Raw genomic sequence first — 26,079 nt, forward strand, 5'->3', positions numbered from 1 at the left:
AGCCGGCGGTGACGCCGGCTTTTTTGTTTGGCTGATGGTCTTCACCTTGCCGCGCTTGCGGGAGGGGGAGAAGACAGGACTCAATAAAACGCCCGAAAGTAATCCGCGAGCGTGTCCGGCTCAGCCAGCGAGTCCAGCTGCGCCGGTGTCTCGTCGAGTAGCGCGCTCGCCTGGGTCTTGTAATCGGCGGAGACGACGTCGGGCTGGTCTGCGCCGCGGCTGAGCATGCCGCGATAGGCTTCGTAGGCGGCCTGCGTGCCCATGAAGATGCAGACGCAATGCTGCGGCTCGGCGTAGAGATAGCGGACATCGCCGCCGTCCCGGTGCATCACGAAGCGATGCGGAGGCAGCGCGCGCAGCGCCTTCTGGCCCGCGGCGTCATTGGCGACCTGCACGCGAAAGCCGGCGGAGGCGAGATAGAAGCTGTTCTTGTCGAGGAACGGCTTGCTCGGCGTCTCCAGCGCCACCAGCAGCGAGGCGCACAGCGAAAGCACGATCGCCGGCATCGCGCCAATGGCGCGCAAGGCCCGCGCCGATGCGCGGCGCGATTCCGCGGCTTCGCGAAAATCGACGCGCGCCGTGCTGACGACTGAGACGGCCATCACATTCCGCTCTCCTTGCCTGTCCTACAACCGAGCTTGCCTTGAACCCGCGCTGCCGGTCAACCGACCCACGAGGACCGGCCGCCGCATCCATTGAATGGACACCATCGTGTCGATCATCCTGCAATCCACCGTCGGCGGCTTCTCCGCCCAGTTCATGCGCAAGCTGCCGCTGGTCGAGCAGGCGATGCGCGAGCACGGGCTCGACCCCGCGGAGTTCGTGATCTCGAAGGATTATGCGAGCACCGCGGCGTACCCGATCATCGGTCCATTCTTCTTCAACTACAGCGTGTTCTTCGGCGCGGAGACATTCACCGTCACCGAGCCGAACGATATGGTGTTCCTGGATTACTTCTTCAGACGCGTCCTGGCGGCGGACGGACCGCCGGAAGTGCCGCGGCGACCGGGATTGATCCGGCGGTTTTTCGGCTGGATGGCGCAGCCGGTGTGAAACTCGCCCCGCTTGTCGCAAGACGACGGCTGGTGTATGTGCTGCGGCCCGGCGCAGTACCGCGCCGCTATATTCACGCTCTCGAGGGAGGCGGCATGAAGTTGAGATCGACACGTTCCGACCGCCGCCTGTCAGTCACCGGCGACCGGTCATGAGCTGAACGCCGCTTCGCGGCTGTTCTTCCATTCATTCAATCTGGTTACGAGGGGCGTGACGCAACACGGCGGCGCGCCATGTCGTCATGTATTTGCGGTTCGTTACACCGCTCATCCACCCGCACAGCCGCGTGGAGAGCGGCTTCTTTCGTGCGTCCTGTTACATCCAGCGGAACAACTGTCCCGACTGGATTCGGCAGGAGTTGGCCGACCAGTTCGCCTGGTTCGCGCAGCATCTGCCTATTCCCGGGCGCATCGCGCGGCACTTCAAGCGGCGCGATTCGATCTGGGGCATTTGCTGGTTCGACCCTCGGGCCCGCGAGGCGGTGAGCCGCGCACGTTACTGCGCCTGGCTGCTCGAGGAGGGCGGCCTGCCGGTGCGTACGATCACGACCTCGCGCCAGCGCGAAGTGCTCTGGCGCGATGCACATCAGATCGTCACCAAGCCTTCGGCCGATCTTCCGAAAGCATTCCCCTGAACGGCACCGGCGGCTTCTGCCGCCGGTTGCCCGGATGCGGCCGGGGAGGATCCGAATCCCCTCTACTCCCCCCAGGTCCTCGCCATGGTCGCGAGCGAGCAGCCTTCACAATAGCGCGCGTCCTTGTAGTCGATCCAGTTGTGCGCATAGACGTGGTCGAGCGGGATGCCGTAGCGCGCACGCAGAACCTGGACGAGGATCTTCCACGCCGCGACCTGCGCCTCGGTCGGACCGGCGTTGACATCGGGATAGTTGCCCGCGAATTCGACGCCGATCGAATTGCCGCGCACGACCTGACGGTAGGTCGGCTTGTTGTCGATATACTTGTTGTCGTTGCGATTGGCGCCGTCGCCATGGGTCGGCACCAGATTCTCCGCGACCGCCCAATAGACGGTGCCGTCGGTCTCGACCCACACCGTGACGCCGCGCCGCGTCGGATTCTTCGACTGCTCCTGCGCGCCGCCGCGCGCCGAGCCCGCCGGTCCCTCGGTCTGGTGCACGATGATGTTGCGCCAGGGGTGGGCGTTCTGGACGTCGCCCCACGGCGCCAGCCAGACGATCTTCAGGCCGGGAATATCAGGCGTGCCGGGACTGCGCGCGAGCTTTGCGAGCCCGACGTCGGTTGCGGCGGCGGGAATGACCAGGGCGGAGGCAGCGAGAACAGCCGCGAGAAGCAGGCGAGACATCATCATGCAGGTCCAATCACGGACCGAGCCTAGCACGGCTCTAAGCGAATTTGCGTGCGGCCTCGCCGAGCCCGGGCGACTCGGGCGAAAGCGGCGGTGCCGGGTCGTAGACGGCGAAGTCGTTCTTGCCGTTCTTCTTGGCGGCATAGAGGGCGTGATCGGCGTGCGCGATCAGCCGGTCCGGGAATTGGCCGATGCCGCGGTCCCATTCGGCGGCGCCGATCGAGATCGCGATCGCGATGTCCTTGCCGGCGCAAGCCACGGCATCCTGACGGCAGACCTCGAGCACGCGGCGGGCGATCATTGCTGCCTCGCGTAAGGACGATGACGGCAGCACGATGCAGAACTCGTCACCGCCGGTACGCGCGAGCATGTCGCCCGGCCGCAGCCGCGTCTGCGCCATCAGGGTGAAGTGCCGGAGGCAGTCGTCGCCGGCGGCGTGGCCGTGGGTGTCGTTGATGGTCTTGAAGCCGTCGAGGTCGATCACCAGCAGCGAGAATGGCTCGCCGCTGCGCTCCGAGCGGGCGCATTCCTCTGACAGGCGCTGCAGCAGATGCCGCCGGTTGGCGACGCCGGTGAGGTCGTCGAGCAGCGCGAGGTCGGCGACCTCGTTGCGCAGCCGGTCCATCGCCATCAGCAGGAAGCCGAAATTGAGCGTCATCGACAGGAACAGCAGCCCCAGCACCATCACGGCGTGGGCCTGACCGCCGGCCACCGACGAGAAGTCGCCGCCGAGCAGGTTGCCGACTGAACGCGCCGAGAAGATCGCGATGATGATGACGATCACGATGCCGGACAGCCGGGCACCCGGACTGACGCGGCCCTTCGGCGGCGACAACAGCAGACGCAGCGCCAGCACCAGCGGCAGCGCCTGACCGAGCGTGTAGCTGAGCATGCGCAGCTGCATCTGTTCGAAGCCGACCATGAAGACCGCGACGCCGGCGAGGCTCGCGCATCCCGTTGCGGTCAGCACTCGCCATGAGACCGGCCGATCATAGAAGCGCTGAATGCCCATGGCGGCGAGGCAGCTCGCCGCAATGACACCGGCAGCGCCAATCAGAAGCGGCAGGGGGGAATCGACAAACAGGCGCACCAGTGCCGTCATCGCACCCGTCGCGCCGACGAAGCACGATGCCATCCAGAACCGCGCGGCCGCAAATTTCGGATAGGAGCGCGTCACGTAGGCCCAGATCAAACCGAGCGCCAGGAAGTTGACGACGAAGACGGTCCAGAGTGTCGGCAAGTTCAGCATGGCGATCGCAGCCCGCGCAGCGTCGCGCCCCCCGTTTCTGGCAGCCGTTCGTCCATGACCCGTCCCCGTTTTCTTGCGGGGAAGAATGCGCGGGTTGCACTTAACGGAACCTCACTGAGATCTGCGAAAGTCCGCCCTTGGTTTTGGAATCATGAACGGCGCCCGGTGATTGCCGGATCGTTAGCCATGTCGCCTCGCCGGCCGCGGCGCGCTGCAAGGCGGATTCGCGGGCAAAAATCACCCGAAAAGGCATCTGAACTGTGGATAACGCAATGACACAGATGTGACAGTGCGGGGCAGAGACCTGCGAATCTGCTGAGCTTGCCGTCGAGGATGTTGCGAGGCTGGCCCTCCGCCGAGCATCCCTCGTGTCGCGTTTAACCATGAACCCTTGAGAGGATACTATGGCTAAGAAAGCGAAGAAGGCGAAGAAGGCGACGAAGAAGAAGGCCAAGAAGGCCGCGAAGAAGAAGTAGCCAGCATGTTCTTTGCCCGGGTGGAGTTTCGCTCCGCCCGGGCGTCGGGTCAGCGACTTTGAAGATGGCGGGCTCGAGGCCCGCTTTTTTATTGCCTGAGTGGTGGAGACACGAACGCTCCACAGCGTCATGGCCTGGCCGGGCTTGTCCCCGCCGTGACGACCTTTCGATATCGCAGATGAGAGAGCCTACCGCTCCGCGAACGCCAGCTTGGCGCCGAGGGCGGCAAAGCCCGCGGCAAAGCTGCGGCGCAGCCACGCCATGACACGGGGGCGCGAGATGACGCGTTCCCGCACGGAGGCGGCGCAGAGGCCGTAGACGACGAACACGGCAAAGGTCATCGCCATGAAGGCGCCGCTCAATTCCAGCATCCGCGCCAGCACATGGGCGTCGTCCACCGCGATGAATTGCGGCAGGAAGGCAAGGAAGAAGATCGAGAGCTTCGGGTTGAGGATGTTGATCAGAAAGCCGGTCACGATGACCCGGCCGCTGGAGCGTTCCTTGATCCCGCCCTCGACCGAAAGCGCACCTCGCTCGCGCAGCGCCTGCCAGGACATATAGAGCAGATAGAGCACCCCGCCCCATTTCAACACGGCAAAGGCGAGCGCGCTGGTGTGCAGCACGGCGGTGAGGCCCAGCGTCGCCGCGATCATGTGCGGCACGATCCCGAGAGTACAGCCGAACGCCGCCGCGACGCTCGCACGCGAGCCGCGCGTGAGCGCCGCGGCCAGCGTGTAGAGCACGCCTGTGCCGGGCGAAGCGACGACGATGAGCGAGGTGAGCAGGAAGGACCAGGACATGGTCTCAAGCCTATCACCCCCGACGCTGACCGGGAAGTCACGCCCCGATCAATGCGGGCCGGCACGACTGGACCGACCGCCACACGTGCTGCGTTAATTCAACTGGGCGATCTCGGCCTCGCGCAGGACGTCCAGCGGCGCCCATGGCTTGGCCCAGAACTTTGCGCCGTCGGGCAAGGGCTGCATCAGAGGGCGACCGGAGGTGACGACGACATCGAGCCTGGGATTCCGGCCCTTGGCGACGTGCGCCAATTCGACTCCGGTCATGCGGCCCGCGAGCTGCACGTCGGTGAGCATCAGGCACAGCGCGCCGGCGTTCTTGTCCAGCACGCGTTCGGCGGCCTCCGCGCTTTCACACTGGATGACCAGGTAGCCGCTCTCTTCCAGCAGGAGACTCAGCATCTCCCGCTGCATGGCATCGTCCTCAACGATCAACGCGGTCGCTTGATATGGCTGCGCCTGTCCCATTTGACTGCTCCCAGAATGCTCGCCTCCGCTCAAGTCGCGTAAGTTAAGGGGCCAAATCCGATACAGTTCGGTTCCATTCTGAAAAAATGTAAATCATAGTTCCCCATCCAGAGGTTGACGGGGGAATCCATGACGACGATTCGCGGCGCGGCCGCCATCACGGGAGCGGCCAGCGGCATCGGCCGCGCCCTCGCCATCGAACTCGCACGCCGCGGCTGCGACCTCGCGCTCGCCGATCGCGACGAGGCTGGGCTGAAGATGCTCGCCGCCGAGATCGGACGGGATCGCAACATCAGCGTGCATCGCGTCGATGTCGCCGAAGCCGGCGACATCGCGCAGTTCGCGGCCGATGCGATCGCGGCACATCCGGCGCTCGGCATCGTCATCAACAATGCCGGGGTGGCTCTGATGGGATCGTTCGAGGAGATCGACCAGGCGCAGATGGAGTGGCTGTTCGACATCAATTTCTGGGGCGTCGTGCACGGCACGCGCGCCTTCCTGCCGCATCTGAAAACGCTAGGCGAGGCGCATATCGTCAACCTCTCCTCGATCTTCGGCATCATCGCGCCGCCGGGACAGTCCGCCTATGCGGCGGCCAAGTTCGCGGTGCGCGGTTTTTCCGAGAGCGTGCGCCATGAGCTTGCAGTCGCGGGCAGCCCGGTGAGGCTCTCGGTCGTGCATCCCGGCGGCGTCGCCACCGCCATCGCGCGCAACTCGCGCACCGGGGTCGGCGTCACCGACAATGCCCGCCGCGCGCAATCGATCGAGCGGTTCGAGAACGCGGCGAAGACGACGCCGAAAGACGCCGCGCTGCGCATCATCAGGGGCATCGAGAAGAACGAGCCGCGCATCCTGATCGGCAACGACGCCCGCTTCATGGACCTGCTGCAGCGCTTCCGGCCGGGGACATACTGGGCGCCGCTGCAGCGGAAGCTGGAGAAGATGGCGAAGGGGAAGTGAGGTGGGAACGCAACAGCGTCTTTCCGCCGTCATTGCGAGCAGCACAGCGACGAAGCAATCCAGACTATCTCCGCGGAGGGATTCTGGATTGCTTCGCTGCGCTCGCAATGACGGCCGTGGTTGGCGGCATGCCGCCTCTCACTGCCCCGCCAGGCGATCCGCAAAATACCCGATCGTCTTGCGGTAGATCACCGCCCGGTTCCACTCTCGCATCGCCTCAAAATTGGCGGTGCCTTCGCCGTAGGGCTGACCCATCTTGAAGCCGTTGCTGTGGAGCAGGTTCGCGGTCGAGGCAAGCACGTCGGGGACGCTGTGGCGGAGGTCGACGTGGCCGTCGCCGTCGAAATCGACGCCGTACTTGATGTAGGACGACGGCAGGAACTGGGTCTGGCCGATCTCGCCGGCAAAGGCGCCGATCAGGTCGCGCAGCGGCAGGTCGCCGCGCTGCACGATCTTGAGGGCGGCGAGCAGCTCGCCCTGGAACAGCTCGGTGCGGCGGCAATCATGCGCGAGCGTCGCCAGCGTGCGGACCACCGGCATCTTGCCGATGTCTCCCTTGCCGAAATCACTCTCCAGGCCCCAGATCGCAACCAGGATATGGCGAGGCACGCCGAACTGCTGCTCGATGCGCGAGAGCAGCGCGGCGTGACGCTGCAACAGCGCCTTGCCGCCATTGATGCGGCCGGGGCCGACGCGGGTCGAGACGTACTGTTCAAAACTCTTGTTGAAGGTGTGGCGCTGCCGCCGGTCGAAGGCGAGCACCGCGCCGTCCTGCTGCACGCCGCTGAGCGCCGCATTGGTCACGCTCGCCGAGACGCCCGCCGCCTGCGCCTCCGAGGCCATGCTGGCGACGAAGCTGTTGAAGTCGCCGCCGCAGCGCGCAGCCTCGGCCGAGCCGCCGGCCAGACAGACGAAACCGGCAACGGCCAGAGCGTATCTCAGCATATGGAGCGATCCCCCAGAATTCTTGCGCGAAGCAACGCGATCCCAGCGCGAAGCAGTGCGTGATCATGCCCGGGAAAGCCGCCACCGTCAAAGTGGCCCGCTTGATCCGCATCAACGTGTCTCACGTCCTCCTTCCTAGACTGGACAAAACAGCCGAGCCGAGCAGGAGCCGCCATGACCGGAATTACCTTGACCGCCGAACAGATCCGCAACGCACCCGCACCGGTGCGGCAATGGATCGAGCAGGAGGTGATCACCTCGCTCGGCCTTGCGTCGCGGACACCCATGGCCGCTCCGCCGCAGGCGGCCCATCTCGTTGCCTGCAGCGTGGACGACATGGCCGGCGTGCTGGAGCATATCCGCGGCGCGCTTCCCGCGGTGAACGTGCTGTTCGAGCTCGGTCGACCGGGCATCAGCTTCGGGCAGCCTGCGGTGATGACGTTCCGCCTGATGGACATCCTGCATCACACCCGCTTGCAGGACATCGGCCAGGTGATGACCTGCCTGGAGATGATCAACCGGGCCCTGACCGAGGTGAGGAAGGATCCGTCGGTGCTGTTCTGCGGCTTCGACAATGAAGGGCACTGCCTGATCGCGCCGCAGACCCAGGCCAGCATCGCGATGCTGTGGCAGACCATGATGGAACGCCAGCAGGCCGCGCGGGAGCATCAGGCCGGCAGCAGGATTGCGCCGGCGGCCTGAAGCGGGGGATCCCCGGCTTTACGAGCGCTCGGCGAGGAAATCGGCCTGCGGAGAGAACCGGCGGCGCGGTGCAGGCGACTAATCCCTGCGCCCCCGTCTCCTCAACCGACAGAGAGTGCCGATGCCCGCGCCGCAAAACATCTCCAGATCGCTTCTCCTTGCCGCCCTGCTGTTCGCTCACGCCGTCACCGCCTTGGCACAGACGCGTGACGTCGCAGGCGGACGCGACTATCCCGGCATCGGCCGCTTCGCTGGCAGTATCATCACCGGCTATGTGGTGAAGGATTTTGACGCGGCACGGATGCAGGCGGCAAGCTTCAAGGACGGCCAGCCGACCGATGCGCGGCGGCTCGAGGGCCGCATCGTCCGCATCGCCTACCGCACCAATCCCGGCCCCTCGATTCTGGAAGTGTCGCGCAATTTCGAGACGCAGCTTGCCAAGGCCGGCTTCGAGACCTTGCTGGCCTGCGACACCGACGCCTGCGGCGCGATTCCGTTCACGGAAAGCATCGACACGCTGCCGATCCCGCAGATGTGGATCGACGGCTTCAGCTACCGCTATGTTGCCGGCCGCAAGACCGAGGGCGGGCGCGAGATTTGGGCCAGCGTCCTCGTCAGCCAGAACAACCAGGAAATCTATGCGCAGGTCACCGTCGCGGAGCTGGGGGCGATCGCGAACAAGATGGTCGATGCCGCCGCGATGGCCAAGGGCCTCGGCGAGACCGGCCACATCGCGCTCTACGGCATCTATTTCGACACCGACAAGGCCGTGCTGAAACCCGAGAGCCGCCCGACGCTGGAGCAGATCGCCAAGCTGCTGGCCAGCCAACCGCAGCTCAACGTCTTCATCGTCGGCCACACCGACAGCCAGGGCGCCTATGAGTACAATCTCGACCTCTCGAAGCGTCGCGCCGAAGCCGTCGCAGCCGAGCTGGTGAAGAGCTTTCGCATCGCCCAGACACGACTGCGCACCGCCGGCGTCGGATTGCTGGCCCCGGTCGGCTCGAATGCAACGGATAGCGGCCGCGCGTTGAACCGGCGGGTGGAACTGGTGGCGCCGTGAGGCCTTGCTCGTCATTCCTGGGCGCTGCTGCTATGATGTCGATGCTTGCGCAGGAGGCGAAACGCCATGCCCGACAATCAGCATTCTCTTCCATCACGTCTTGGCCTCCTTCGCATCCCCCTGTTCCGCCTGCTCGCCATCAACCTTGCGATCGGCGCCTGCGCCGCCGCGCTGCTCGTCGGCGGGCTGCTCTGGCTCAATCCCGGACATCTGCGCGAATTGATCTTCGCCGACCGCGCCCCCGGCATTGCGCTTCTCGTCCTGCTCGGCTCCTTCCTCATCACTTTCGGCTCCGCCGCGATGGGCAGCGCGATCATGCTGCATGGACGCAAGGAAGATAATGAGGATGACGGCCAGCGCGGCGGCGGACACGGATCGCGGCTCGCCGTGCACGAACTGGCGCAGCGCACGCACACGCGTTGAGATACACAACGCGAATTCGAATGCGCTCGCGTGCAGGAAATGAGAACCCTCCGCGCGCATTCGGAAAAGATGCAACTCTACGCGCTTCAACGCATGCCGCACGAGTTCCCGCTGCATCGCGAGAGCGAAGATGTTGAGTAAATTGCTTTGACGATCCGATCATTTGCTTCGAAATTCGTACAGGCCGCGCTCGCGATCGACGCATATCTGATGCGCACGCTGCGACATCAACGCCGTCATGATTTGCCTTGCCATGGCACGGCGATGGTATTAGCCTTCTATTTTAGGTTGTTGCCCTGCCAGCCCCGGGCGACGCTGAAAGCCAAAAATAAACGGCGGGCTTTGCGGCCCGCCGTTTATTGAGGTCGGGGCCCATCAACCGGATATATCGGATTTCACGAAGCGCTGGACGCTTCCTCCTGCCCCGAAATGCCAACGGACGCCGTCGATCGATCCCGCAACCGGTTCCGGCGCCGCAGCGGCCGTAGCTGACACCCGGAAACCCGCCAAAGTCATTTGACTATGGCGCCCTGATCGACGACAAGCCCGCCATGGCCAAAAAACCCGGAACCAATCCCAAAGGCGAATTCGCCTTTTTCAACGTCTTCTATGAAGACGGCTCCCAGCGCTCCAACCGGCGCGTACCGTCGGAGCTGCTCGGAGGCCTCGACGGCGACGAGCCCGCCCGTGCCTTCATCATGGAGCAGGACCGCGAGATCGCCGAAAAATCCGGCCGTCCGCCGCTGGAGATCAAGGATCTTGAGCGGGTCGGGGCGAAGAAGAAATAGCGCTGCGCGCCGGACACGCGAAGCGTCAAGTACAAACAAAAACGGCGGGCCTAGGCCCGCCGTTTTCGTTTGGATGGATGCCCGGGTCAGGCCCGGGCATGACGACCCGACTTAGTTGTCCAGGAACGACCGCAGCTTCCGCGACCGCGACGGATGTTTCAGCTTCCGCAGCGCCTTCGCCTCGATCTGGCGAATACGTTCGCGCGTCACGCTGAACTGCTGACCCACTTCTTCCAGCGTGTGGTCGGTGTTCATGCCGATGCCGAAGCGCATGCGCAGCACGCGCTCTTCGCGCGGGGTGAGCGAGGCGAGCACGCGCGTGGTAGTCTCGCGCAGGTTCGACTGGATCGCGGCGTCAATCGGGAGGATCGCGTTCTTGTCCTCGATGAAATCGCCGAGGTGCGAATCCTCTTCGTCACCGACGGGCGTTTCGAGCGAGAGCGGCTCCTTGGCGATCTTGAGGACCTTGCGGACCTTTTCCAGCGGCATGCCGAGCTTTTCGGCGAGCTCTTCCGGGGTCGGCTCGCGGCCGATCTCGTTGAGCATCTGGCGGCTCGTACGCACGATCTTGTTGATCGTCTCGATCATGTGCACGGGGATGCGGATGGTGCGCGCCTGGTCGGCGATCGAGCGGGTGATCGCCTGCCGGATCCACCACGTGGCGTAGGTCGAGAACTTGTAGCCGCGGCGGTACTCGAACTTGTCGACAGCCTTCATCAGGCCGATGTTGCCTTCCTGGATCAGGTCGAGGAACTGCAGACCGCGGTTGGTATATTTCTTGGCGATCGAGATCACGAGACGGAGGTTGGCTTCCACCATCTCCTTCTTGGCCTGGCGGGCTTCGCGCTCGCCCTTCTGCACCGAGTGCACGATCTTGCGAAATTCGACGATCTCGAGGCCGGTGAGGGCTGCGAGCTGATGCACCTCGTGGCGAAGGTCCTTGATGCGGTCCTTCTCGTGGTGGACGAAATTCTTCCAGCCCTTGGCCGAAAGCTTCGAGACACGGTTGAGCCAGCGCGGATCGAGCTCCGAGCCGGTGTAGTTGCGCAGGAAGTCTTCGCGCGCGACGCCGTGGCTGTCGGCCAGACGCATCAGGCGGCCTTCGTGGGACACGAGACGCTTGTTGATGTCGTAGAGCTGCTCGACGAGGCTGTCGATACGCGCCTGGTTGAGGCGCAGCGACTTCACCTCGACGATGATCTCGTCCTTGAGCTTGCGGTACTTGCGCTCCTGGTGCGGCGAGAGCGAGGGACCATGCGAGGTGCTCTCGAGCTGGTTCTGGATGTCCTGCTCTTGCAGCTTGCGCAGCTTCTTGTAGCTCTCGGCGATCTTGTCGAAGATCTCGACGACCTTCGGCTTGAGCTCGGCCTCGATTGCCGCAAGCGACATCTGGTTCTCGAACTCGTCGTCATCGTCCATGTCGGCTTCGGCGGCGGCCTCGCCGGGATCCTTCTCGGCTTCGCCGGCATTGCCCGACGCAGGCGCGGCGCGGAACGGGGTCGGCGCCGGCGGTGCGGCGGGCGGCGCGACATGCGCGCCCACGGCCGCAGCGGCCTGACCGCCTTCGGCCGACGCTTCGCCGTTGGGACCGGCGATCATCGCGGTGTTCATGCCGGCCTTGGCATCGGGGCCGGCATAGGTCGCTTCGAGATCGATGATGTCGCGGAGGAAGATCTTGCCTTCGTTGAGCTCGTCGCGCCAGATGATGATGGCCTGGAAGGTCAGCGGGCTTTCGCAGAGACCTGCGATCATCGCCTCGCGGCCGGCCTCGATGCGCTTGGCGATCGCGATTTCGCCTTCGCGAGACAACAGCTCGACCGTGCCCATCTCGCGCAGATACATGCGGACGGGATCGTCGGTGCGCTCGCCCGGCTCGCTCTTCTTGACTTCGGTGACGGCCTTTTGCGTGACCTCGACGAGTTCGTTGTCGGTCTCGTCCTCCCCGCCTTCGTCCTTTTCCTCCTCGTCGCCGCTATCGTCGGCTTCGGTGACGTTGATGCCCATGTCCGAGAGCATGGACATGATGTCCTCGATCTGCTCGGGGGAGGTCTGGTCGGACGGCAAAACTTCGTTGAGCTGATCGAAGGTCACGAAGCCGCGCTTCTTGGCCTGCTTGATCATCTTCTTCACTGCCGCGTCGGACAGATCGAGCAACGGCGACGGCGCGTCCTGGGAATCCTTCTCCGGAGCGTCCGCTGCCTTGTCGTCTTTTTCCTTGTCCTTCGCCTGCAGCGTCTTTGCCTTGGTGGCCATCCATTGCTCCTAAACGCGCTTCATGCGGAAGGCACATCGGCCCGCCCGCGTGAAATCACTTGAACCTGTTGCTCGACGCTCTCGCTTCGCCAGATCTCGACACGGAAAGGGCGGCGCGCATATCTCTCGCCACCCCGACCTTTCTCTCGCCGGATTTGCCTAACGCTTCGTGAGCCTCTTTGTCACAGCGGATGCAGGTGAAGTGCCAACAGCTATTGCGCGGATTCATTCCTGACGCGTCTGTTCTGCCTGCGGCCGCCTGGGGGCCAAAGTGCTACAAGACCGTTAAGCCTCGATTAACCCTGTTTTTGCCGCCAAACCTTGGATTTGGCGAGTCTTTTAGCGGTTCCCGCCCCGGCCGTCCGCATGATTCTTTCATCAGACGCTCTTCTGGAACCGGCCCGACAGCTCGCCAAAACCCTCGATCAGGGCCTCGGTGCCGTCAACTTCGGCCAACCGAGCCTTCACGTCACGAAGCCACGCCATATTGGCCTCGCTGGGATCGTCCCCCAAGGCCAACTCGGCGTCCTTCAGTTCTCTAAGTAGTGAATGGTACTGCCGATGCAAGGCAACGAGCTGGTGCCAGGTGGCGAGAACGTCGTCCTGGGCCGCGCCCTCGCGGGCGCCCCACACCGCCTGGGTCGTGATGCGCCCCTCAACCTTTTGAATAAGCTGTGAAAATCCGCCCTTCTCGAGATCGTCGCGCATCTTCTCGGCCTGCTCGGAAGGGTCCGGGCTGTGGTGATGGTCGTTGGCGAAGGCGGCGATAATTCCGGCCCGGAGCTTGTGGACGTCGGAGTGGATGAACTCCAGGGCCGCGGCCTCCTCGAGGTGCTCATGCAGCAGCCAGGGGTGGTTGATCAGAATTTGCAGGATCAGCGCCTCGCGGCGGGAAATGGCGCTGCGCTGGCCCTGCATGATCGGGCTTGTCGCCAGCTGGGGGCTTGCCGCCTGGTAGGGGCCGGAGGGCAGCATGGCGGGACCGGGCGGGCCGCGACGTCCCTGACCACCGAATCCCTGGCCGCCGAATCGATTCGCCTGCCCCCCGCCGCGGGGCTGGAACGGCCGGCCGCCGCCGCCGGGGCGGAAATTGCCCCGCCCGGCAAAGCCGCCGCGGCCGCTGTCCGGCGCAAAGGTCCGCTGAAGCCGCTCCGCGAGATCCTGGCGATAATAGCGCCGCACCACCTCGTCACGGATGCCGTTCGAGAGCTCCTTGATGCTTGCCTCCAGTGCGGCGCGCCGCTCGGGGGTGGCAAAATTGCCGCCTTCGAGCTCGCGCGACCAAAGCATGTCGGCAAGCGGCCGCGCCGCCGCGATCACCTCCTCGACCGCCCCCCGGCCGCCGGCGCGCACGAGATCGTCGGGATCCTGCCCTTCGGGCAGCAACGCAAAGCGCAGGCTCTTGCCCGGCGCGAGGAAGGGCAGCGCGAGATCAGCGGCGCGATAAGCCGCCTTCTGCCCGGCCTTGTCGCCGTCGAAGCAGAGGATCGGCTCGTCCGCCATCTTCCACAGCAGTTGAAGCTGGTTTTCGGTCAGGGCAGTGCCGAGCGGCGCCACGCTGCCCGCAAAGCCTGCGGTGACCATGGCGATGACGTCGACATAGCCTTCGACCACGATCAGCGGGCTACCGTCATAGGTGGCTTTGCGCGCGGTCTGGTGATTGTAGAGATTGTCGCCCTTGTGGAAGAGCGGCGTCTCCGGCGAGTTCAGATATTTGGCCGGAACGTCCTTCTCCAGCGCGCGTCCGCCGAAGGCGATGACGCGGCCGCGCAAGTCCGTGATCGGAAACATCACGCGGTCGCGGAAGCGGTCATAGGGCACGGGAATGTCATCGCCGGCGACCAGCAGGCCGGTCTCGACCATGTCCTCGACGGAGACGCCGAGCTTGCCGAGATGCTCCTTCAGCGCGAAGCGATCGGGCGAGGCATAGCCGAGGCGAAACTGCACTTGCGTCGCCGGCGAGATCGCGCGGTCGGCGAGGTAGCCGCGCGCTTTGGCGCCGACGCGCGAGGCCAGCGTCTCGGCGAAATATTTCGCGGCGAGATCCATGACGTCGTGCAGCGTCCGGCGCCGCTGCTCGTGCCGCGCCGCATCGGGCGTCACCGCCGGCAGCGGCAGGCCCGCGATGCCGGCGAGCCGCTCGACCGCCTCGGCGAACGGCAGGCCGTCGGTCTCCATCACGAAGGTGATGATGTCGCCGTGCTTGCCGGAGGAGAAGTCGTGGTAAAAACCCTTCTGGTCGTTGACGTAGAAGGACGGCGTCTTCTCCTGCTGGAACGGCGACAGCCCCTTCCACTCCCGCCCCGCCTTCTTCAGCTTGACGCGCTTGCCCACGACTTCGGAGACCGAAAGCCGGGCACGCAGCTCGTCGAGGAATTGGGGCGTGAAGCGCATGGGATGTGTCTAGCGCGAACCAGGGTGAGTCGGGCGAAGGATCAGGGATATAGGTGCGGCCTGCCCAGAAGTCAGGTTTAGGCGGGTTATCCGCGCTGTTCACAGGCCCCTTCCCTCCTTCCGGGCGCGCGGAGCGCGGCCGAGACCGATCGTTTTTCACCGTCACCCTGAGGTGCTCGCCCTCTCCGGCGAGCCTCGAAGGGCGACGGCCCGGCTGCATCCGGGCCGATTCATTCTTCGAGGCTCACACTGCTTTGCAGTGCGAGCGCCTCAGCATGACGGAACAGGTGGCCGGCGTATGACGGGAAAAGCTTGAACCGCGCCCGGTTCCACGCTTCCATACCGCCATGTTCAGGACCTTTCGAGGCGGCCACAGCGGGGGCTGGCGCGTGACCTCGATTTCACCCGTGACGGGCGAGCCCCTGCCCTTCATGCCGGCGCTGTCGGTCACCGACAGCGAGGCCATCTCATTGCCGCTGGTGCCCTCGCGCAATGCGTGGCGGCTGGTCGGCGCGCCGAGCTCGCTCCGCTATACCGAGCGCGCCGAGAAGCAGCAGCTCACCGCGGTGCAGGCCGGGCTCGGCCGGCTGGAGGCGACCTCCGCGGCGCTGATCCCGATCCGCAAGTCGCAGGCCTGGTGGGAGCTGACGCAGGAAGAGCGGCGCAGGATCTTCGAGGACAAGTCGCACCACATCGCCAGCAGCCTGCGCTTCCTGCCTGCGATCGCGCGCCAGCTCTATCATAGCCGCGACCTCGGCGAGCCCTTCGATTTTCTCACCTGGTTCGAATTCGCCCCCGCGCACGCCTCGCTGTTCGAGGAACTGGTAGGGATGCTCAGGCGAACCGAGGAATGGACTTACGTCGAGCGCGAGGTCGACGTGCGCGCCGTCAAGGAAGTGCTGTCGGCCTAATGATCGAGGAAGCGGCCTGACTCGATGCGCGGCAGATCGGTCACGGGCCAGTTATAGATATAGGTCCACGCCTTCGACGTGACGCCGTCCGCGCCTGTCACGTCGATCAGCTTGCGCAGATATTCCGTCGGCTCCGCAAAGCCCTCGCCGCAGGCTTCGTACATGTCGAGTTCGCGCAGCAATTCGTCCGGCACATGAAGGCGAAACAGCTCGCCATGGACGACCTCGGAGGTCGCGTCCGACACCAGCAATCCCGGATAATGCTTCACCAGAACGAGCCGGCCGCGACAGGTCCCCTCGCCAAGGAAATCCGCGTGGCCCGCGAGCAGCCGCGCCATCGGATGGTCGAAGCCGCGCATCAGGGTGCCGTAGACGAAGAGACGATCGGAGGTCATAGAAATGTCTATAGCCTCTGAACTCCGTCATTGCGAGGAGCCGTTGCGACGAACCTGCAGCAACAACTCACCCGGCCTTCACGACCTCATCACTCACCACCACGAACTTCTTCAACTCCATCCGGCCAAAGCTGGTCGAGAGCGCGACATCGGCGGCATCGCGGCCGGTGCCCATCAGGATGCGGCCCCTGCGGGGAATGTTGTGGCGGGCGTCGAAGGTGAACCATTTGCCTGACAGCCAGACCTGAAACCAGCCGGAAAAATCCATCGGGGCCGGATCCGGCGGAATGCCGATGTCGCCCATGTATCCGGTGCAATAGCGCGCCGGGATGCCCATGCAGCGGCAGAAGGTCAGCGCGAGATGCGCGAAATCGCGGCAGACGCCGGTCTTCTGCTCGTAGACGTCGTGCGCCGATTTCATGTGATGGGCGTGCTCGTAGCCGAAGGTGACGTGCTTGTGCACGAACTCGGTGATCGCGCAGACACGCGCCCAGCCAGGTTTGGTCTTGGCGAACAGCGACCAGGCGATGTCGGTGAGCTTGTCGGTCTCGCAATAGCGGCTCGGCATCAGGTACAGCATCAGTTCGTTCGGCAATTGCTCGATGGGCGATTGCTGCGCGGTCGGCATCACCTCGTCGGGCAAGCCAGTATCGCGGACCAGCGCGCGGCCCTTCAGGGTCACGCCGCCGGCAGGAGCGACGAGGCGGCCGCAGACGTTGCCGAAGCTGTCGTGATAGAAGCGGATCGGAACGTCGGGCTCAGCGACCACCGTCTCCTTGCCGATGATGTCGGCCTGCCGCGAGGGGTGGATGTTGAGCATGATCACCATCGGGGTCGGCTGCTCTGCCGCGTAGGTGATCTCGAAGCCGACCCTGATTTCCATCTATAAGACCTCTGCCTCCATCTCTTCGTCGCTCTGCTGGTCGTCCGAGACCACCCTGATGGTCACGTCCATGGCCTCGAAGGCATTCCCGGCGCCGATATAGACCCCGTGCAACGGGATCGCCTGGCGCGGATCGCGGGCGACCGCGACGCGAATGAGATCGCGGGTGCCGACGATGCCGTTGGTCGGATCGAACTCGATCCAACCCGCACTCGGCAGATAGACCTGCACCCATGCGTGGGTCGATCCGCCGCCGACGTGACGCTGCTCGATATCCTCCGGCACGAAGATGTAGCCGGAGACAAATCGCGCGGCGATACCGAGGTGGCGCAACGCTTCGATCATAAACAGCGCATAGTCCCGACAAGTTCCCGTGCCCAACTGCAAAGTATCGAGCGGATGCTGCGTGCCGAGCTCATGGCGCTTGCGGTATTTGAACTGCTTGCGGATGCCGTGCGTCATGCCGCTCAGGATCTTGAAAGTCGGCGTCGGCGCGTCCTCGTCGAGGAAGCCGCGTGCCCATTCCGCGATCTCGCCGCCGGGATCGGTGTATTGCGGCGTGATGTACTGGACGAGATCGGGAAATTCCTCGTCGTCATAGGCGAAGGGGTAGAAATAGGCGGTATCGTCCGGCGTCAGCGCGAATTCCTCGACCGGGTTGTGCTCGACGGTGACATGCCACTCGAAGCTCAGCGTCTCCGCACGTTCGTCGAAATTGGCGATCGCGACGGAGTTGCCGAACACGTCGTGAATCCAGTGCAGCGACATCGGCGTGGGCGAGATATCGAGCCTGGAGGCGAGCACACGCAGATCGTGCCCGTCGCGCGGACGCAGCATGATCCTGTGTTCGCCGAACGCCACGGGGCGGTTGTAGCGATATTCGGTCTTGTGATGAATCGTCAGCAGCGGCATCGTGGGGCAATCATGGTGATATTGGGGGGATCAATCTACAGCGATTCTGCCCAATTGTGAGGGTGACTGCTCTTTCCATAGGCAATCTGGATGGCTTTAGATACGGCTGACGCGACCGATCAACTGCTGGATGAGGGCGACATTCCGCCGGTGCATGAGGTGAATGCCGGGGGAGCATCGCCCTTTCTGCTCACCTCGGATCATTACGGGCGGATTCTGCCGCGTGCGCTCGGCGATCTCGGCGTCGCCGGGACCGAGCTGACGCGGCACATCGCCTGGGATATCGGCATCGCCGGCGTCGCCGAACGGCTGGCAAGGATGCTCGACGCACATCTGATCGCGCAGCGCTATTCGCGACTCGTGATCGACTGCAACCGCCCGCCGGGCGCAGCGAGCTCGATTCCGGTCATTTCGGAGGCAACGGCAATCCCGCGCAACGAGGGCATTTCGGAGCACGAGCGCGAGGCGCGGCGGCGCGAGATTTTCGAGCCCTATCATCGCCGCATCAACGCCGTCATCGACGGCCGGCTGCACGACAAGCGACCCACGGTGCTGGTGTCGCTGCACAGCTTCACGCCGGTCTATGCCGGGGTGGAGCGGCCCTGGCACATCGGCACGCTCTACAACCGCGACACGGTGCTGCCGCACCTTCTGCTGAAACATCTCCGCGCCGAGAGCGATCTCGTCGTCGGCGACAACGAGCCTTATGCGGTGAACGACCTCACCGACTACACCATCCCCGTGCACGGCGAAGCCCGCGGCCTCGTCAACACCGGCATCGAGATCCGCCAGGATCTGATCGCGGATCAGTCCGGTGAGCAACAATGGGCCGACCGGCTGGCGCGGATCTTCGCGGAGATCGAGGTGGAGCTGAGGGCGGAGAGAGTGGTCGACTAGCCGCCGCGCGTCGCGACGAACAGCGCCAGCGCGGCGAAGATCGCGGCGATGCCCCACAGCACCCAGGCCATGCGGCCGTCGCCCCGGGCATCCAGCGTCGCCTCGGCCGGGTTGTCGGGATTGACATGGACCTCGACGGTCGCGCCGTCCTGATAGCGCGACATCAGCTTCCGCAGCATCTCCTCGGAGGCCGACGGCGTTCCGGCCGCGACACGCGCGCATTCATTGGTGTAGCTGACGTTCTGATAGCGGTAGGTATAGGTCACGCGCTTGCCGAACATCTCGACGCCGCGCGCCTCGCCGGGCTCGCTGGCCGCGTGATATTCCTCCATTCCCGACAGCTTGATCGTGCCCGGCACCACAGGCCAACGCGTCGCCATCGACGCCTGCTTTCGCACGGCAAACCCCATCAGCGCGATGACGAGGCCGAACGCGCCGAAGGCGACGACAAGGCCCGCAAGATCGGGCCGTCCGATATGATGCGCGAGATAGGCATAGGCCTGATTGAACCCGAACACCGAGCCGAACACGATGGCAAGCACGATCACCGTGCCAATGCCGAGACAGCCCCACAGGCCCTTGGGCAGGTCGCGTTCCAGCACGGCCTGATCGGGATGGCGCGGATTGTAGTAGACCGTGACGATGCTGCCGGCCGGATATTTCGCGAGCTTTTCGGCGACCTGGAAATTGCCGAGGTCCTCGCCGATCGAGATGCGGTTGTTGCGCAGCTTCCTGCCGCCCACCGAATACTCGTAAGTCACATTCGCAAAATTGCGGCTCTCGAGGCGTGAGCCGCCCTCGCGGTCGTCGTCGAAAACCTTGACCTCGCGCACCTCTGCGACCGAGGTGACGACCTTGCCCGGCGCCTGCAGCCAGCTTCGCGCCTCGCGCACCTGCCAGGTCTTGACGATTGCGGCGACCAGGATGAGTCCGAGCGGTGCAAGCAGCATCGCGTAGACGAACCAGGGCAGATCGGGCACGGCAATATCCTTCGTCAACGGCAATGCCCGATTGGACGCATCGCCGCCGACAAAGGTTCAAGCAGAACAAGCGCGAAAGCGGCCTATTTCGCCCTGGTCAGCGCCAGCCAGATGCCGCCGCCGATCATGAAGCCGCCGGAGACGCGCGACATCAGACGGGTGCGGCGGGCGGAGAAGAACTTTCGCGCCCGCCCGGCCGCGATGGCGTAGAGCGCATCGGTCATCGCCGCAGTGACCATGAAGGTCGCGCCCAGCAGCGCGACCTGCGGGAAGTGGTCGCGGTTCATGTCCATGAACTGCGGAATGAAGGCGCCGAAGAAAATCAGGACCTTCGGGTTCGACAGCAGCACCAGAAAGCCTTGCAGGAAGAACCCGCCGCGCGGCGGTGCCGGCGGTTCGTCGACATCGATCCCTTCGACCGGCGCCCAGATCAGCCTGATTCCGAGCCAGATCAGATAGGCCGCGCCTGCGAAGCGCACCCAGTCGAACCAGTAACCCATGGTCGCCATCAGCGAGGTCAGGCCGACCGCGACGATGCCGATGACGATGGCAAGGCCCGCCTGCGCGCCCGCGACATTGGTCAGCGCCGCGCGCGTACCGTGGCGCAGGCCGTTGGCGATGACGAGGGTCACGATCGGCCCAGGCAGCAGCGCCAGCGCAACGCAGGCGGCGACGAAGGCGAGATAGGCTTGCATGGACATCATGAGAAGGACTCGCTGAGGGTGGTTCGGGGACATTAATGCACGGCGACGGCGGCAACGGAAGTCACGACCTCGCACTTGACATGCAACCATTTGGTTGCCTATTATCGCTACTATGGATGAAGTCTTCAAAGCGCTCGCCGATGCGTCACGACGGTCGCTGCTCGACAGGCTTCACGCCAGGAACGGCCAGACGCTGAACGAGCTCTGCGAGGGCCTCGCGATGACGCGCCAGGCGGTGACCAAGCACCTTGTCGTTCTTGAAGAGGCCAACCTGGTCACGACGATCAGGCACGGCCGCGAGAAGCTGCACTATCTCAATCCAGTACCGATCCATCAGATCGGCGAACGCTGGATCAGGAAATTCGAGCGCGGCAAGCTCGCCGCGCTCGGCGAATTGAAACGCCAGTTGGAGAAGCGCGATGAGTAAGCCGCAATTCGTCTATGTGAGCTATATCGAGACCACGCCGGAAAAACTGTGGGAAGCGCTGACATCGAGCGAGTTCACGAGGCAATACTGGTTCGGCGCCGAGGTCCGATCCGACTGGAAGGTCGGCTCCCCCTTCGCGCTGACGCTCGATGGCGAGATCACCGATTCCGGCGAAATCCTCGAGGCCGATCCCCCGCGGCGCTTGTCCTACAGCTTCAAGCACCAGAAGTTCGAAGAGCTCCGCGGCGAGCCGATTTCGCGCGTCGTCTTCACCATCGAACCGTTCGGCTCGCTCGTGCGTTTGACCGTGCTGCATGACGGCTTTGTCGAGGGCGGCAAATACCTCGGCGCCGTCTCCAATGGCTGGCCGGCGATCCTTTCCGGGCTCAAGAGCCTGCTGGAGAGGGGCCAGGTGCTCGCCATCCCGCGCGCGGCCCTCAACAAGGGATTCGACGCAACATGAATTTCGAGCAGTTCAAGCCGCTGACGGTCTACACCATCTACATCGCCTCGACGCCGGACAAGGTGTGGGAGGCGCTGACATCGGCCGAGTTCAGCCGCAGATACTTTTCCGGCTTTGCGGTGGAGATGGAGCCGAAGCTCGGCGGCAGCTTCATCGTGCGCGCGCCCGACGGCTCCGAACACATCTCCGGCGAGGTGTTCGAATACGATCCGCCGAGGAAGCTGACGGTAACGTGGGACGTCAACTGGCCCGACCTCGTCGCAAAACTCGGCACCACACTCGTCACCTACGAGATCGAGGAAGCCGGCGAAGCCGTCCGTCTCACCATGAGCGAACGCCACGACCGTCCGCTGAGCGACGATATCCTTTCCGGCGGCCGCACGGGCTGGCCGGCGATCCTGTCCGGGCTCAAGAGCCTGCTCGAGACGGGGAAGGCGCCGCAGATAACGATGGCGCCGCCAGCGCAGATGCTGGCGGCGTTGAAGGCGATGGGGATCAGGACGCCGTAGCGATTGGAACCTGCGCCTTCATCGCTTCTTCTTCACCGGCGGCTGAATCTCGTCGATCTTGCTGCGGCAATCCCCTTCCGATTCGTGCGGGCCCGAGACGAAGGTCCCGCTGACCTTGATCGCGTACCAGCCTGACTCCACGCCGAGCCGGAGCGCTTCGTCTGTCTTGACGTGCCGTGGGGAGAGAGCTTGCATCGGTTGAGCTTGCATCAGGTGCTTTCGGTTGGCGTTCGATCTCATATCGAAACGCAGTGGAATCTTTCGGATATCCGCGGCAAGAGGTGCGGGGATTGCGCCATTTCACGTCGCGCGCGTGTAGTCGTGGCGCCACGTGGGCGCGGGGACGACCGCTCTTTCCGACATTGGCGCACCGTGCGCGCAATCACGGCAATTAGCTATCGTTTTCTCGCCCAGGGGCGAATAGCTCGCTGCCGATGAGTCCGGCTCCCTCTAAGCCATCGGCGCCACCAGCCGCCGATAGAGATGCCACGTCGCATGCCCGAGCACCGGCAGCGTCACGATCAGCCCCAGGAAATACGGCAGCGCCGAGACGATCAGCAGGATCACGATCACGGCGGCCCAGCCGATCATCGGCAGCGGGCTCGTCACCACGGCGCGCACGCTCGTGACCATGGCGGTGACGAAATCGACCTCGCGGTCGAGCAGCAGCGGAAACGACACCACGGTCAACGAAAACAAGATCAGCGACAGCGCCGCGCCGACCGCATTGCCGATCGCGAGGAACAGCAGGCCCTCGTTGGTCGTCAGAACCACCGTCATGAATTCCTGGAGGCTCGAGAACGAGGCGTGCAGGCCGAGCAGCAGCGCGATCAGGAGCCGCACCTGGTACATCCAGATCACGAACACGAACAGCGTGACGAACGCCATCCAGCCGATCTCGCTGCGCGAGCGTATCGCCGACCAGATCGCAGCAAACGAGACCGGCTCGCCGCGCTCGCGCCGGCGGCTGACTTCGTAGAGCCCGATCGCCACGAACGGGCCGATCAGCGCGAAACCCGCCGCGAGGGGATAGACCAGATAGACCATGCCGAAGGCGGTGAGGCAGAGCATGATGGCGATACCGCCGGCCGCATAGAGCCCACCGAAGCAGAGTCCGTAAAGCGGCACCGCCTGGAAATCGCGCAGGCCCTCGACCAGCGCCTCGGCAATGTCGGTCGTCGCAACGGTACGCACCACCGGATCGACCTTGCCCGAGATGGACATCGGCTCCCTCCTCCTCTGCCGTTGCAATCTTCGTCGCACGCGGATCGACCTCGATTGTAGCGCCCTTGAGCGCCGCGCGCGACTTCAGAATCTTTCCCCATGGGTGGCTTTTCGGCGCGATGCCTATGGACTGAGCAGAGGATGGTGCCGCAGATTGCCCCTTCCGACCAGCACATGCGATCACCAGAGCGGACCACCCGACCGATGAGCTTGCGTACCCGGCTACTGATATTGGTGATCGCGGCCATGCTGGTGCCGGCGAGCCTGGTCGGGCTGCGCTTCGTGCAGAACAGGAGCAGCGAGATCAACGCGGCCCTCGCCAATCTGGCTGCGACGGCCGACGACATCGCCGGCGATCTGGACGAGAAGATCCAGGGCACCGCCCAACTTCACTATGGCCTCGCCCGAGCGCGCGACCTCGACACGCGCGACAAGGCGGCGTGTTCGGCCTTTCTGTCGGACGTGCGCGAAGAATACCCGCAGTTTACCGGGATACTGACCATCAATCCGGACGGCAGCCTGTTCTGCGACTCGCTGCGGACCGACCGCACCCTCGATCTGAGGGATCGCGCCTATTTCAAGCAGGTCCAGGGCTTGCACGGCGGCGTCGCTATCGAGCCGGTGTTCGGCCGGCTGACCGGACTATCGGTGCTCCAGATCGCCTACCCCGTGCGATCGGAGGCGGGCGCGTTGAAATTCATCCTGCTTGCCTCCTTCAACCTCAACAAGTTCGCGGAATACCACCACAAGCGGCTGCTCACCGAGAAGGAGATCCTCCTCACCGACGGCAAGGGGACCGTTCTGGTCGCCCCCAAGGAAGGCGGCCGGAGTGCGCCCGTCGGCGCCTCGATCGCAGGGTCCGACCTGTTCCGCTTCGCCGCAAACCCCGATCGTGAAGCGTTTCGGGAGGTAACTGATCGCGAAGGCCGCACGCAGGTCTGGGCCGTCGCCCGCTCGCCTTCGATCCGCAACGCCGGCCTCTACATCATGGTCGGACGTTCCAAGGAGGGACTGGTCGCGGCCGCCAGCCGCCGGCTTTACGAGGACATGGCGATCCTCGCCGTGGCTTCGCTGCTGCTTTTGGCGGGCGTCTGGATCCTTGCGACCATGAGCGTCGGGCGCCAGGTCGGACGGCTCGCCACGATGGCAAAGAAGCTCGGGCTCGGCGAGCTCGGTGCACGAATCCCGCCTCCTTATCCGCGCGGCGAGCTCGGCGGATTGATGACCCTGCTGAACGGCACCGCCGAGTCGCTCGAGCAGCAACGCGCCGCCATCGCCGACCTCAGCCACAAGCTCAGCCAGTCCCAGAAAATGGAAGCGATGGGGCAGCTCACCGGCGGCGTGGCGCACGATTTCAACAATCTGCTGACCGTCATCCTCGGTAATTCGGAGCATCTTGCCGACAGGCTGGCGGGAAACAAGGAGCTGCACCGGATCGCCGGCGACATCGCGACCGCCGCCGAGCGCGGGGCCGACCTGACACGGAGCCTGCTCGCCTTCGCACGCAAGCAGCCGCTGCGACCGCGAGAGATCGACATCGCCGAGAAGGTCGTCGGCATGGAGCAGTTGTTGCGCCGGTCGCTGGGCGAGCACATCGAGTGCAGCTTCGTGTTCGGACCAGATCTGTGGTTGACCAGCGTCGATCCCGGCCAGCTGGCAACGGCCCTGCTCAACCTCGTGCTCAACGCGCGCGACGCGATGCCCGACGGTGGCAAGCTGACGGTCGAGGTCCGCAACAACTCGCTCAGTGCATCCGACCTCGACGTCAACGGCGAGCCGCGGCCAGGCGACTACGTCATGGTGGCCGTGACCGATACCGGCAGCGGCATGACCGGCGAGGTGGCAAGCCGCGCGTTCGAGCCGTTCTTCACCACCAAGGAGGTCGGCAAGGGCACCGGCCTCGGCTTGAGCATGGTCTACGGATTTGCGCAGCAATCCGGCGGGCTCGTGCAGTTGCAGTCCGAACCGGGGCAAGGCAGCGTCGTCAGGCTGTTCTTTCCTCGCATTGCAGCAACGCTGAGCGAGGATCCGCCACAAGCGGAGCGGCTCACCACCCTCGATGGAAGCGAAACCGTTCTCCTGGTCGAGGACGACGACATGGTCCGAGCCTATGTCGAGAGCGAGCTGAAGACGCTCGGCTACCGCGTCATCGCGACATCGAACGGGCCCGCAGCGCTCGACGTGCTGCGCCAGCCCGGAGATATCCATCTGCTGTTCACCGACGTCGTGATGCCCGGCGGCATGTTCGGGCCGGAGCTTGCAAGGCAAGCCCTCGTCCTGCGGCCCGGCCTCAAGGTGCTCTTCACCTCCGGCTACAGCCAAAGTCCCGTCAAGACGCCTGACGGAATCGATGCCCGCGTTCTGACGAAGCCGTTCAAGCGGCAGGACCTCGCCGCGATGCTGCGGTCCACCCTGTCGGCGCCGCCGCGATGATCAGGAACGAGACACGAGCAGAAGCGCCACGCCGAGATTGGCCGCGAACAAAACCGCGTCGACGACGAATATCCTGAGCATGGGACCTTTCAGCACGGGCCAGTAAGCCACGCCGATACGTCCGCCGCGCATCAGGACAGGCAGGTTATAGGCGAACTGGCTGAAGTGGCAGGCGGCAAAGAACAGGAACAGTGCAAGCTGCGCCTCGATCGGCTGGAAGAAGAGCGGACGCGCCGCGAGAAGATAGAGCGACAACAGTCCGATCGGCAGGTTCATCCCGCCCAGGAATGCCACGCTGGCTGCCAGCGTCGGCGCGATCGGATTGCCCCGCTCTTCACGCGGCAAAAGTATCTTCAGCGTATTGCTCTGGGCAATGCTGAACTGAATGAAGGCGCCGCCGAACCAGAGCGCATTGAGGAGCAGAACGACATCAGAAGGGCGCAT

30 protein-coding genes are annotated in these 26,079 nt (G+C 64.5%); 13 read left to right on the forward strand and 17 right to left on the reverse strand.

What is annotated here, in order from left to right; translation table 11 throughout:
* Positions 1–80: 80 nt before the first annotated feature.
* Positions 81–602: a hypothetical protein gene (locus FNV92_RS29585; protein WP_143843451.1), complete on the reverse strand. Its 522-nt coding sequence runs from the start codon at positions 600–602 to the stop codon at positions 81–83.
* A 109-nt stretch (positions 603–711) separates the two neighbouring features.
* Here FNV92_RS29585 and FNV92_RS29590 point away from each other — a divergent pair, with 109 nt between their 5' ends.
* Positions 712–1,053, forward strand: coding sequence for a hypothetical protein (locus FNV92_RS29590; RefSeq protein ID WP_143846172.1), 342 nt, complete (start codon positions 712–714; stop codon positions 1,051–1,053).
* 358 nt (positions 1,054–1,411) lie between these two features.
* On the forward strand, positions 1,412–1,687 hold the full coding sequence (locus FNV92_RS29595; protein WP_244623606.1) for a hypothetical protein: 276 nt from the start codon (positions 1,412–1,414) through the stop codon (positions 1,685–1,687).
* Positions 1,688–1,749: 62 nt separating this feature from the next.
* Here FNV92_RS29595 and FNV92_RS29600 read toward each other — a convergent pair whose 3' ends face one another.
* The 5 genes from FNV92_RS29600 to FNV92_RS29620 all read right to left on the reverse strand — a co-directional run bounded on the left by FNV92_RS29600 (position 1,750) and on the right by FNV92_RS29620 (position 5,369).
* Positions 1,750–2,379 carry a peptidoglycan recognition protein family protein gene (locus FNV92_RS29600; protein WP_143843449.1) on the reverse strand — a complete coding sequence of 210 codons (630 nt, stop codon included), beginning with the start codon at positions 2,377–2,379 and terminating at the stop codon, positions 1,750–1,752.
* Between the two features lie 34 nt (positions 2,380–2,413).
* The gene (locus FNV92_RS29605; RefSeq protein WP_143843448.1) at positions 2,414–3,625 is read right to left on the reverse strand and encodes a GGDEF domain-containing protein; all 1,212 of its coding nucleotides are present in this window, start codon (positions 3,623–3,625) and stop codon (positions 2,414–2,416) included.
* Positions 3,626–3,725: 100 nt separating this feature from the next.
* On the reverse strand, positions 3,726–4,232 hold the full coding sequence (locus tag FNV92_RS29610; RefSeq protein ID WP_143843447.1) for a hypothetical protein: 507 nt from the start codon (positions 4,230–4,232) through the stop codon (positions 3,726–3,728).
* A gap of 57 nt (positions 4,233–4,289) precedes the next feature.
* Positions 4,290–4,901 carry a LysE family translocator gene (locus tag FNV92_RS29615; protein ID WP_143843446.1) on the reverse strand — a complete coding sequence of 204 codons (612 nt, stop codon included), beginning with the start codon at positions 4,899–4,901 and terminating at the stop codon, positions 4,290–4,292.
* Between the two features lie 93 nt (positions 4,902–4,994).
* A complete protein-coding gene (locus FNV92_RS29620; protein WP_015688400.1) occupies positions 4,995–5,369 on the reverse strand; it encodes a response regulator in 375 nt (124 codons plus the stop codon).
* Between the two features lie 129 nt (positions 5,370–5,498).
* On the opposite strand from FNV92_RS29620, the gene FNV92_RS29625 reads away from it, so the two are divergent.
* A complete protein-coding gene (locus FNV92_RS29625; protein ID WP_143843445.1) occupies positions 5,499–6,329 on the forward strand; it encodes an SDR family NAD(P)-dependent oxidoreductase in 831 nt (276 codons plus the stop codon).
* Between the two features lie 138 nt (positions 6,330–6,467).
* Here the strand turns inward: FNV92_RS29625 and FNV92_RS29630 are convergent, their stop codons facing one another.
* Positions 6,468–7,274 (reverse strand): lytic murein transglycosylase, encoded by an 807-nt coding sequence (locus tag FNV92_RS29630; RefSeq protein ID WP_143843444.1) that lies wholly within the window; start codon positions 7,272–7,274, stop codon positions 6,468–6,470.
* A 174-nt stretch (positions 7,275–7,448) separates the two neighbouring features.
* On the opposite strand from FNV92_RS29630, the gene FNV92_RS29635 reads away from it, so the two are divergent.
* From FNV92_RS29635 to FNV92_RS29650, 4 genes are all read left to right on the forward strand, one after another.
* Positions 7,449–7,976 carry a hypothetical protein gene (locus FNV92_RS29635; protein WP_143843443.1) on the forward strand — a complete coding sequence of 176 codons (528 nt, stop codon included), beginning with the start codon at positions 7,449–7,451 and terminating at the stop codon, positions 7,974–7,976.
* 121 nt (positions 7,977–8,097) lie between these two features.
* The gene (locus FNV92_RS29640; protein WP_168213501.1) at positions 8,098–9,039 is read left to right on the forward strand and encodes an OmpA family protein; all 942 of its coding nucleotides are present in this window, start codon (positions 8,098–8,100) and stop codon (positions 9,037–9,039) included.
* Positions 9,040–9,105: 66 nt separating this feature from the next.
* Entirely contained in the window at positions 9,106–9,462 is a 357-nt protein-coding gene (locus FNV92_RS29645) for a hypothetical protein (RefSeq protein ID WP_143843441.1), read from the forward strand.
* 551 nt (positions 9,463–10,013) lie between these two features.
* Positions 10,014–10,250: a hypothetical protein gene (locus FNV92_RS29650; protein WP_015688406.1), complete on the forward strand. Its 237-nt coding sequence runs from the start codon at positions 10,014–10,016 to the stop codon at positions 10,248–10,250.
* Between the two features lie 111 nt (positions 10,251–10,361).
* Here the strand turns inward: FNV92_RS29650 and rpoD are convergent, their stop codons facing one another.
* Positions 10,362–12,503, reverse strand: coding sequence for an RNA polymerase sigma factor RpoD (gene rpoD, locus FNV92_RS29655; RefSeq protein WP_143843440.1), 2,142 nt, complete (start codon positions 12,501–12,503; stop codon positions 10,362–10,364).
* Positions 12,504–12,881: 378 nt separating this feature from the next.
* A complete protein-coding gene (dnaG, locus tag FNV92_RS29660) occupies positions 12,882–14,897 on the reverse strand; it encodes a DNA primase (protein ID WP_143843439.1) in 2,016 nt (671 codons plus the stop codon).
* A 347-nt stretch (positions 14,898–15,244) separates the two neighbouring features.
* On the opposite strand from dnaG, the gene FNV92_RS29665 reads away from it, so the two are divergent.
* Positions 15,245–15,808 carry a chlorite dismutase family protein gene (locus FNV92_RS29665; RefSeq protein ID WP_143843438.1) on the forward strand — a complete coding sequence of 188 codons (564 nt, stop codon included), beginning with the start codon at positions 15,245–15,247 and terminating at the stop codon, positions 15,806–15,808.
* Here the strand turns inward: FNV92_RS29665 and FNV92_RS29670 are convergent.
* From FNV92_RS29670 to FNV92_RS29680, 3 genes are all read right to left on the reverse strand, one after another.
* Positions 15,805–16,203, reverse strand: a complete 399-nt coding sequence (locus tag FNV92_RS29670) for a gamma-glutamylcyclotransferase family protein (RefSeq protein WP_143843437.1) — start codon at positions 16,201–16,203, stop codon at positions 15,805–15,807. The genes FNV92_RS29665 and FNV92_RS29670 overlap by 4 nt on opposite strands.
* A 67-nt stretch (positions 16,204–16,270) precedes the next feature.
* Complete coding sequence (locus tag FNV92_RS29675) at positions 16,271–17,086, reverse strand: transglutaminase-like domain-containing protein (protein WP_143843436.1); 816 nt, start codon at positions 17,084–17,086, stop codon at positions 16,271–16,273.
* On the reverse strand, positions 17,087–17,998 hold the full coding sequence (locus tag FNV92_RS29680; RefSeq protein ID WP_143843435.1) for a transglutaminase family protein: 912 nt from the start codon (positions 17,996–17,998) through the stop codon (positions 17,087–17,089).
* Between the two features lie 90 nt (positions 17,999–18,088).
* Between FNV92_RS29680 and FNV92_RS29685 the strand changes: the two genes are divergently transcribed.
* On the forward strand, positions 18,089–18,895 hold the full coding sequence (locus tag FNV92_RS29685; RefSeq protein ID WP_143843434.1) for an N-formylglutamate amidohydrolase: 807 nt from the start codon (positions 18,089–18,091) through the stop codon (positions 18,893–18,895).
* On the opposite strand, the gene FNV92_RS29690 is transcribed toward FNV92_RS29685, so the two are convergent.
* Positions 18,892–19,875: a DUF3592 domain-containing protein gene (locus FNV92_RS29690; RefSeq protein WP_143843433.1), complete on the reverse strand. Its 984-nt coding sequence runs from the start codon at positions 19,873–19,875 to the stop codon at positions 18,892–18,894. The genes FNV92_RS29685 and FNV92_RS29690 overlap by 4 nt on opposite strands.
* An 83-nt stretch (positions 19,876–19,958) precedes the next feature.
* A complete protein-coding gene (locus tag FNV92_RS29695; protein WP_186355473.1) occupies positions 19,959–20,579 on the reverse strand; it encodes a LysE family translocator in 621 nt (206 codons plus the stop codon).
* Positions 20,580–20,691: 112 nt separating this feature from the next.
* Between FNV92_RS29695 and FNV92_RS29700 the strand changes: the two genes are divergently transcribed.
* From FNV92_RS29700 to FNV92_RS29710, 3 genes are read left to right on the forward strand one after another with little or no spacing between them, the layout of a single operon-like run.
* Positions 20,692–21,006, forward strand: a complete 315-nt coding sequence (locus tag FNV92_RS29700; RefSeq protein ID WP_015688416.1) for an ArsR/SmtB family transcription factor — start codon at positions 20,692–20,694, stop codon at positions 21,004–21,006.
* Entirely contained in the window at positions 20,999–21,469 is a 471-nt protein-coding gene (locus FNV92_RS29705) for an SRPBCC family protein (protein WP_143843432.1), read from the forward strand. Before FNV92_RS29700 ends, FNV92_RS29705 begins: the two co-directional genes overlap by 8 nt.
* Entirely contained in the window at positions 21,466–21,978 is a 513-nt protein-coding gene (locus tag FNV92_RS29710) for an SRPBCC family protein (protein ID WP_143843431.1), read from the forward strand. The genes FNV92_RS29705 and FNV92_RS29710 overlap by 4 nt, the downstream gene beginning before the upstream one ends.
* 18 nt (positions 21,979–21,996) lie before the next feature.
* Here the strand turns inward: FNV92_RS29710 and FNV92_RS29715 are convergent, their stop codons facing one another.
* On the reverse strand, positions 21,997–22,173 hold the full coding sequence (locus tag FNV92_RS29715; protein WP_015688419.1) for a hypothetical protein: 177 nt from the start codon (positions 22,171–22,173) through the stop codon (positions 21,997–21,999).
* A 255-nt stretch (positions 22,174–22,428) separates the two neighbouring features.
* Complete coding sequence (locus FNV92_RS29720; protein WP_168213500.1) at positions 22,429–23,202, reverse strand: DUF2189 domain-containing protein; 774 nt, start codon at positions 23,200–23,202, stop codon at positions 22,429–22,431.
* 204 nt (positions 23,203–23,406) lie between these two features.
* On the opposite strand from FNV92_RS29720, the gene FNV92_RS29725 reads away from it, so the two are divergent.
* On the forward strand, positions 23,407–25,635 hold the full coding sequence (locus tag FNV92_RS29725; protein WP_143843428.1) for an ATP-binding protein: 2,229 nt from the start codon (positions 23,407–23,409) through the stop codon (positions 25,633–25,635).
* On the opposite strand, the gene FNV92_RS29730 is transcribed toward FNV92_RS29725, so the two are convergent.
* Positions 25,636–26,079: a hypothetical protein gene (locus tag FNV92_RS29730; protein WP_143843427.1), complete on the reverse strand. Its 444-nt coding sequence runs from the start codon at positions 26,077–26,079 to the stop codon at positions 25,636–25,638. It abuts the gene before it with no gap.

Origin of the sequence: Bradyrhizobium cosmicum (assembly GCF_007290395.2) — a bacterium.
Lineage (GTDB): Bacteria > Pseudomonadota > Alphaproteobacteria > Rhizobiales > Xanthobacteraceae > Bradyrhizobium > Bradyrhizobium cosmicum.

Coding starts and splice junctions, on each gene's coding strand:
- FNV92_RS29615 (WP_143843446.1), bottom strand. CDS start 4,901: ATGTCCTGGTCCTTCCTGCTCACCTCGCTCATCGTCGTCGCTTCGCCC.
- FNV92_RS29710 (WP_143843431.1), top strand. CDS start 21,466: ATGAATTTCGAGCAGTTCAAGCCGCTGACGGTCTACACCATCTACATC.
- FNV92_RS29630 (WP_143843444.1), bottom strand. CDS start 7,274: ATGCTGAGATACGCTCTGGCCGTTGCCGGTTTCGTCTGTCTGGCCGGC.
- FNV92_RS29625 (WP_143843445.1), top strand. CDS start 5,499: ATGACGACGATTCGCGGCGCGGCCGCCATCACGGGAGCGGCCAGCGGC.
- FNV92_RS29680 (WP_143843435.1), bottom strand. CDS start 17,998: ATGCCGCTGCTGACGATTCATCACAAGACCGAATATCGCTACAACCGC.
- FNV92_RS29720 (WP_168213500.1), bottom strand. CDS start 23,202: ATGTCCATCTCGGGCAAGGTCGATCCGGTGGTGCGTACCGTTGCGACG.
- FNV92_RS29650 (WP_015688406.1), top strand. CDS start 10,014: ATGGCCAAAAAACCCGGAACCAATCCCAAAGGCGAATTCGCCTTTTTC.
- FNV92_RS29610 (WP_143843447.1), bottom strand. CDS start 4,232: ATGACGCTGTGGAGCGTTCGTGTCTCCACCACTCAGGCAATAAAAAAG.
- FNV92_RS29585 (WP_143843451.1), bottom strand. CDS start 602: ATGGCCGTCTCAGTCGTCAGCACGGCGCGCGTCGATTTTCGCGAAGCC.
- FNV92_RS29705 (WP_143843432.1), top strand. CDS start 20,999: ATGAGTAAGCCGCAATTCGTCTATGTGAGCTATATCGAGACCACGCCG.
- FNV92_RS29645 (WP_143843441.1), top strand. CDS start 9,106: ATGCCCGACAATCAGCATTCTCTTCCATCACGTCTTGGCCTCCTTCGC.
- FNV92_RS29635 (WP_143843443.1), top strand. CDS start 7,449: ATGACCGGAATTACCTTGACCGCCGAACAGATCCGCAACGCACCCGCA.
- FNV92_RS29695 (WP_186355473.1), bottom strand. CDS start 20,579: ATGATGTCCATGCAAGCCTATCTCGCCTTCGTCGCCGCCTGCGTTGCG.
- rpoD (WP_143843440.1), bottom strand. CDS start 12,503: ATGGCCACCAAGGCAAAGACGCTGCAGGCGAAGGACAAGGAAAAAGAC.
- FNV92_RS29700 (WP_015688416.1), top strand. CDS start 20,692: ATGGATGAAGTCTTCAAAGCGCTCGCCGATGCGTCACGACGGTCGCTG.
- FNV92_RS29675 (WP_143843436.1), bottom strand. CDS start 17,086: ATGGAAATCAGGGTCGGCTTCGAGATCACCTACGCGGCAGAGCAGCCG.
- FNV92_RS29605 (WP_143843448.1), bottom strand. CDS start 3,625: ATGCTGAACTTGCCGACACTCTGGACCGTCTTCGTCGTCAACTTCCTG.
- FNV92_RS29715 (WP_015688419.1), bottom strand. CDS start 22,173: ATGCAAGCTCTCTCCCCACGGCACGTCAAGACAGACGAAGCGCTCCGG.
- dnaG (WP_143843439.1), bottom strand. CDS start 14,897: ATGCGCTTCACGCCCCAATTCCTCGACGAGCTGCGTGCCCGGCTTTCG.
- FNV92_RS29665 (WP_143843438.1), top strand. CDS start 15,245: ATGTTCAGGACCTTTCGAGGCGGCCACAGCGGGGGCTGGCGCGTGACC.
- FNV92_RS29620 (WP_015688400.1), bottom strand. CDS start 5,369: ATGGGACAGGCGCAGCCATATCAAGCGACCGCGTTGATCGTTGAGGAC.
- FNV92_RS29725 (WP_143843428.1), top strand. CDS start 23,407: ATGAGCTTGCGTACCCGGCTACTGATATTGGTGATCGCGGCCATGCTG.
- FNV92_RS29600 (WP_143843449.1), bottom strand. CDS start 2,379: ATGATGATGTCTCGCCTGCTTCTCGCGGCTGTTCTCGCTGCCTCCGCC.
- FNV92_RS29730 (WP_143843427.1), bottom strand. CDS start 26,079: ATGCGCCCTTCTGATGTCGTTCTGCTCCTCAATGCGCTCTGGTTCGGC.
- FNV92_RS29685 (WP_143843434.1), top strand. CDS start 18,089: ATGGCTTTAGATACGGCTGACGCGACCGATCAACTGCTGGATGAGGGC.
- FNV92_RS29640 (WP_168213501.1), top strand. CDS start 8,098: ATGCCCGCGCCGCAAAACATCTCCAGATCGCTTCTCCTTGCCGCCCTG.
- FNV92_RS29670 (WP_143843437.1), bottom strand. CDS start 16,203: ATGACCTCCGATCGTCTCTTCGTCTACGGCACCCTGATGCGCGGCTTC.